Source organism: Mycobacterium sp., assembly GCF_050701675.1.
Lineage (GTDB): Bacteria > Actinomycetota > Actinomycetes > Mycobacteriales > Mycobacteriaceae > Mycobacterium.
The window spans coordinates 1-2222 of record NZ_JBOGDD010000780.1 but is presented as its reverse complement, the minus strand read 5'-3'; the positions used below and the strand labels follow the sequence as shown (position 1 = coordinate 2222).

Below are 2222 nucleotides of genomic sequence, written 5' to 3'. Positions count from 1 at the left end.
CCGAATCACCGAGGCGGTCTACTTCGTGGAGCGGCTCGTCGACTGTCTCGCCTACGAGATGAAGATCGATCCTGCCGAGCTGCGGTTGCGAAACCTGTTGCGGCCCGAGCAGTTTCCGTACCAGTCCAAGACCGGGTGGGAGTACGACTCCGGCGACTACGAGACCACGATGCGGCTCGCGATGGACATGATCGGCTACGAAGAATTGCGGGCTGAGCAGAAGGAGAAGCGCGCGCGCGGCGAGCTGATGGGCATCGGGATGTCATTCTTCACCGAGGCGGTCGGCGCCGGTCCCCGCAAGGACATGGACATCCTCGGCCTCGGGATGGCCGACGGCTGCGAACTTCGGGTGCATCCGACCGGCAAGGCCGTGGTTCGGCTGTCGGTTCAGACGCAGGGTCAGGGTCACGAGACGACGTTCGCCCAGATCGTCGCCGAGGAGCTCGGCATCCCGCCAGACGACATCGACGTGGTGCACGGGGACACCGATCAGACCCCGTTCGGTCTCGGCACCTACGGCAGCCGCTCCACGCCCGTGTCCGGCGCGGCGGCAGCGTTGGTAGCCCGCAAGGTGAGGGACAAGGCCAAGATCATCGCGTCCGGCATGCTGGAGGCCAGCATCGCCGACCTGGAGTGGGAGAAGGGTTCGTTCCACGTCAAGGGCGATCCCACGGCTTCGGTGACGATCCAGGACATCGCGATGAGGGCGCACGGCGCAGGTGATCTGCCCGAGGGGCTCGAGGGGGGACTGGACGCCCAGATCTGTTACAACCCGGAGAATCTCACCTATCCGTACGGGGCGTACTTCTGCGTGGTCGACGTCGACCCGGGAACGGCCGTGGTGAAGGTGCGTCGGTTCCTGGCGGTGGACGACTGCGGTACCCGGATCAACCCGATGATCATCGAGGGGCAGGTGCACGGCGGCATCACCGATGGCATCGGCATGGCCCTGATGGAGATGATCGCGTTCGACGACGACGGAAACTGCCTCGGCGGCTCGCTGATGGACTATCTGATTCCGACCGCCGTCGAGGTACCCCACCTGGAGACGGGGCACACCGTGACCCCGTCACCGCACCACCCGATCGGCGCCAAGGGCGTCGGCGAGTCCGCCACCGTCGGATCGCCACCCGCGGTGGTCAATGCCGTCGTGGATGCGCTTGCCCCGTTCGGGGTTCGCCATGCCGACATGCCGCTGACGCCATCGCGGGTGTGGGAAGCCATGCGGGGCAATGCAACCCCTCCGATCTAGCGAGATCACGTGAGATCAGCGGTGACGATGTCCGAGCGCGCGGCCCAACTGGTCCGGGCCAGGACACCGTTCGTTCGCGCCACCGTGGTGAGGGCGCAACAGCCGACCTCGGCACACGCGGGCGACGAGGCGATCCTGTTGTCCGACGGCACCATCGAGGGCTTCGTGGGCGGAGAATGCGCGCAGAACTCGGTGCGCAAGGCGGCCCTCGGCGTCCTGCAGGCCGGTGAGAGCGTGCTCCTTCGGGTGCTTCCGGACGGCGACGTCCACTTTCCGGAGGCACCAGGAGCGTGCGTCGTGGTCAACCCGTGCCTGTCGGGCGGGGCGCTGGAGATCTTCCTGGCGCCGCAGGTGCCTGCGCCGTTGGTCCGGATCAGCGGTGCGACGCCCGTGGCCGACGCTCTGGCGCAGCTGTGCGAAAGCCTGGGCTACGCCGTCGCGCGGGACCACCCCGACGAAGACCTCGACAACGTCACCGCGGTGGTGATCGCCAGCCACGGTGGTCCCGAGGCCGAGATGATCCGCACCGCACTCGATGCCGGGGTCGGTTACATCGGCTTGGTGGCCAGCCGGATCCGCGGTGCTTCGGTTCTCGCCGGACTCGGGTTGACCGACGCCGAGTGGGCCCGCGTGCACACGCCGGTCGGGTTGCCGATCGGGGCGAGGACTCCTGCCGAGATCGCGGTGTCGATCGTCGCTGAGGTGATCGCCGCGATCCGGGTCGATGGCCTGTCGTCGTCGACCGATCGCCCCGTCCCCGCCCAGGCTATCGACCCGGTCTGCGGAATGACGGTCGCCGTTGGGCCGTCGGCGCGCCATGTCTCGGCCGCGGGCGAGGACTTCTGGTTCTGCAGCGCGGCGTGTCGCGCGGCATTCGCTGCGGCGAGCGCGGACTCGTGACCGCTGATCGTGTCACTGGTGTCGTGCTGGCAGCCGGCCGCTCGACTCGCCTCGGCACGCCGAAACAACT

At 68.0% G+C, this 2222-nt stretch carries 2 protein-coding genes and 1 pseudogene; all 3 read left to right on the top strand.

Translation table 11 applies throughout. The features are described from left to right. A partial coding sequence (locus tag ACRDUX_RS23965; protein WP_526417191.1) for a molybdopterin cofactor-binding domain-containing protein occupies positions 1-1252 on the top strand: 1252 nt, incomplete at its 5' end. Between the two features lie 21 nt (positions 1253-1273). Further along, positions 1274-2152: an XdhC family protein gene (locus ACRDUX_RS23960; RefSeq protein ID WP_526417193.1), complete on the top strand. Its 879-nt coding sequence runs from the start codon at positions 1274-1276 to the stop codon at positions 2150-2152. After that, positions 2149-2222 (top strand): annotated as a pseudogene (locus tag ACRDUX_RS23955) (carbon monoxide dehydrogenase); the annotation flags it as partial. The gene ACRDUX_RS23960 and the pseudogene ACRDUX_RS23955, both read left to right, overlap by 4 nt.